This is a genomic window from Verrucomicrobiota bacterium (assembly GCA_027622555.1).
GTDB lineage: Bacteria > Verrucomicrobiota > Verrucomicrobiia > Opitutales > UBA2995 > UBA2995.
Map to the genome: position 1 here is coordinate 1 of JAQBYJ010000221.1, position 4,178 is coordinate 4,178.

Here is a 4,178-nt window from a genome sequence, read left to right on the forward strand (position 1 = left end):
TCCCAGCATGATCTAGGTATCCCATTCCAAATGCTCGTCAATCACCGTGCCAAATAAAAATACCGTGGTCTTTATGTAACGGTGGGTGACAATCTGGAGATAATGACCAGCCCCGATGCCATCAATTGGACACTTCGGCCTACAGGTCTAGCGATTGAAGGACTCGGGCAGGGTTTATTGAGTATCCGTTACCTAAATGGACTTTTTGTCGTGGGGGGGAAACAGAACACTATCCTTACTAGTCCAGACGGTATCACTTGGACTCATAGGCCATTTTCGGAAGATAGCAGTTGGTTCTTTGACAGCTGGTATAATGCAGGCACTTACTACTTTCCTGGTCGCCAGGGAAAATTGTGGACCACCACCGACTGGGCATCCTGGACCGCTGTGCTCACCGGGGTGAATGATGATGTTTATAACATTGTAAACGAAGAGGGTATTTCGGTTGTGACGGGTAGGAGCGGTAACATACTGACCAGTACGGATCAGGCGAACTGGACAAACCGGAAAACGGGATTTGATCAGACGTTTTCAGGGGTCGCTTATGGAGCAGGTGTGTTCGTTGCATCAGACTTTAATGGAAACGTTTTGCAAAGCTCTACTGGTTCAAATTGGAATAATGTTTTCACTCCGGCGATTGCAATTAGCTGGATAAATGTACTATTTGCAGACGGAAAGTTCGTCGCCATGTCCTCTCAGGGAGAATGGATTTTAAGCCCGACTGGAAACACAGGAGAGTGGTCTTTACCAAGTGCTGGATTCGCAGGCTTTCCTGGAATAACCAGTTTTCGTTACTTAAACGGTGACTGGTTTGCGGTCGGTCGCGACGGCTTTCTAAGAAGTAGTGCAAATCTGACTACCTGGGCAACACATGACGTGGTGACAACGAATGACTTTGAGGAGATAAGCTACGGTGATGGAACTTTTGTTGTCGTTGGTCAAGGTGGTGCCATATACTCCAGTACCGACGGTACCACCTGGACTGAGCGAATTAGCACGACAGCCAATAATTTGTTTCATGTAACTTACGGCAATGGAAAGTTCGTGGTCCTTGGGCAATCGGGAACGGCCTTGACCAGTATCGACGGAATAAACTGGAGCTCGGCCAATCAAGTTTCCCCTCCCTCTAATGCACAGGGTCTAACCATCCGGGATGGTCAGTTCGAAGCCTTGGACACCAGTGGCCGTATCAGTTTGAGTAGCGACGGTTTGGCGTGGACCTCCGTGCAAACCCCTGTTGGACAAAGCATGCGTGGCACTGCGGTAAGTGATACCACAATGGTTGTTGTTGGCAGTGGAGGTTTGATCATGACTGGTGCCCTTCCTCCTCCAAAGAATTTGGTAATAAATTTAGTCGGCGTGGGTGAAGTGAATATCAGTCCCGAAGGTTCCCCGTATCCTCATCTTTCTAAAGTTACCCTGACTGCGGTCGCAAACGAAGATTACGCTTTCTCAAACTGGTCGGGCGATGCGGCTGGAAATGCTAATCCACTAATCGTGACGATGGACGCGGACAAAACGATCACCGCCAATTTCGTTTTAGCGTTGAGTGGATTTAGTCTGTGGCGGTTTACTCAATTTACGGAAGAAGAACGCAAAGACGATGAGCTGAGTGGTCCGCAAGCGGATTATGACGGCGATGGGCTCACAAATTTCGAGGAGTACCTGCTCAGTACCAATCCCAAAGATCCTAACACCGATGGCGGTGTTAAAATTGATACTATCGAAATTGCAGGCGTTGAGTACCTGATTATCAAGTACGACAGAAACACAGGTGTCTCTGGGGTAACTCAGAGAGTGGAAATCGGCGATGATCTTGAGGAATGGAAATTTGGACCGGCGTTCACGGAAGTTTTTATTGTATCTAATAATGGCGATGGCACTCAAACCGTTACCATACGAATTCTCGAGCCTTTCGATGACTTAGAGCGATTATTTGTAAGACTGGTTTTGGAAGAGTAGGTAGATTTCTTATTGCAGAATTTATTTCCCTGGTATGCGGCTTAATAGGAAAGGTGGGGCTTATGCTTCCAGTAATGTCGGTTTATCTGCCTACCTCTGAGTCTAACTCCTATTGTGATTAATTTTGCAACTGACTAGTCGCGGGTTGTGTTCTTCGGCTAAGCGTCAATACCATCTCCACGTTTTTTCTAATTTGGCTCATTATGAAATATCTCTCCTTATTACTCGTGTCCCTTTTCTCCTCTTTAGTTTTCCAGGCTTGTGGCTCAAAGTCCGAAACAGTTCAGAATACCCCCCAATATTCGATCGAACAGTTTTTCGAGAACAAGCGAATCACCGGAGGCCGGTTTTCTCCTGATGAGACCAAGCTGCTGGTTAGCAGCAATGAGACCGGTATCTTTAATTTGTTCGAAATTGATATTGCTACCGGCGAAATGACTCAGCTGACCTTTTCGGATACAGAATCTCTATTCGCTATTGATTACATCCCGGGTACCGACCAGATCATCTACTCGGCCGATCACGGGGGAGACGAGAACAACCATATTTTTCTCCTCGAGGCGAATGGCGACTCCCGCGATCTGACTCCCAAGAAGGACGAAAAGGTTTCCTTCATGGGTTGGGTCAAGGATCGGAAGTCCTTTTACTTTTCTTCTAATCGCCGTGATCCAAAGTTTTACGACCTCTACAGAATGAAAACATCTGATTGGTCTTCGGAAATGATCTACGAGAATACATCAGGCTTGAGTCTCGGCGATGTGTCGAAGGACGGAAGCAAGCTCACTGTGGCGCGACCCATTACGACGAGTGAAAACAAACTTTTCATGCTCGATGTTGCTTATGGCGAGCAGACGGAAATCTCCGATCCAGAAAAGCCCGGAAGTTACAACAGCTCTGGTTTTAGCCAGGACGGAAAGTCTCTTTTTTATTACACGAATGCTGACGGAGAGTTCGCCTACCTGGCCCGTTTCGATATTAGCAGTGGAGAGCATGAGAAGGTTTTCGAAACCAATTGGGATGTGAGTTACAGCTACCTGTCTGAAAACGAGAAGTATCGTGTCACTGGAATTAATGAGGATGGACGGAATGTTCTAAAAATTCAGGAGGCAACGACTGGTTTGGAAGTCGGGATGCCGGACATTTCCGATGGAAATGTTTTGGGAGTATCCATTTCTCGAAGTGAGGAACGGATGCGTCTCAGCGTGGGTACTTCCAGATCTCCCAGTGATAACTATGTCTACGAATTTGCTTCCAGGAAATTGAAACGCCTCACCAATAGTCTCAATCCTGCAATCGACGCGGACCACCTGGTATCCGCTGAGGTTGTTCGCTTTCTGTCGTTCGATGGATTGGAGATCCCTGCCATTTATTACAAACCGAAGACTGCAACGGCCGAAAGTCCTGCCCCAGCCATGGTGTGGGTTCACGGAGGTCCTGGAGGGCAGACACGAGTCGACTTTTCAGAGTTGATTCAGTATCTGGTGAATCACGGTTACGCGGTTCTTGCGGTAAACAACCGGGGAAGCAGTGGCTACGGAAAGACCTTTTACAAGATGGATGATCTCAACCATGGAGAGAAAGACCTCATGGATTGCGTCTACGGTAAAAATTATTTGCAGACTCTCGACTATATTGATCCGGACAAGATCGGGATCTTGGGTGGTTCCTATGGTGGTTTTATGACCATGGCGGCGATGACACTCCAACCCGATGAGTTCAAAGTGGGCGTAAATATTTTTGGCGTTACCAATTGGGTTCGCACTCTGAATTCAATTCCTCCTCATTGGGCTTCTTTCAAGGATGCCCTCTACGCCGAGATGGGGGATCCCAATGATCCAGTTCAGGCCGAACGTTTGCAGCGTATCTCTCCGGTGTTTCATGGGAACAAGGTAAAAAGTCCAGTCATGGTTTTGCAGGGAGCCAATGACATCCGCGTGCTTCAAGTCGAGTCGGACGACATGGTAGAGGCCGTTCGGGCAAATGGAGTGCCTGTTGAGTATGTCATTTTCCCGGACGAAGGACATGGCTTCCTCAAAAAGGAAAACCAGATCAAAGGCTATGGTCAGATTCTCGAGTTTCTGAATAAGTATCTGAAGGGAGGTTCTTGAACTGTAGGAGGAGGTTTATCCCCCGATCCTTAAAATACACTAGTGTAGTGCGTCTTAAATAATATAACATATTGATTGACTTCCCCATCGTCACTGATTTAGGCTTTG

At 47.3% G+C, this 4,178-nt stretch carries 2 protein-coding genes; both read left to right on the forward strand.

Annotated features, from left to right (window positions below; genetic code table 11):
• Window positions 1–102 precede the first annotated feature (102 nt).
• The gene (locus tag O3C43_24905; GenBank protein ID MDA1069730.1) at window positions 103–1,962 is read left to right on the forward strand and encodes a hypothetical protein; all 1,860 of its coding nucleotides are present in this window, start codon (window positions 103–105) and stop codon (window positions 1,960–1,962) included.
• A 203-nt stretch (window positions 1,963–2,165) separates the two neighbouring features.
• The gene (locus O3C43_24910) at window positions 2,166–4,070 is read left to right on the forward strand and encodes a S9 family peptidase (protein ID MDA1069731.1); all 1,905 of its coding nucleotides are present in this window, start codon (window positions 2,166–2,168) and stop codon (window positions 4,068–4,070) included.
• Window positions 4,071–4,178 lie beyond the last annotated feature (108 nt).

Excerpts from the sequence above, each read along its gene's own strand:
- O3C43_24905 (MDA1069730.1), top strand. The coding sequence starts at position 103 with ATGACCAGCCCCGATGCCATCAATTGGACACTTCGGCCTACAGGTCTA.
- O3C43_24910 (MDA1069731.1), top strand. The coding sequence starts at position 2,166 with ATGAAATATCTCTCCTTATTACTCGTGTCCCTTTTCTCCTCTTTAGTT.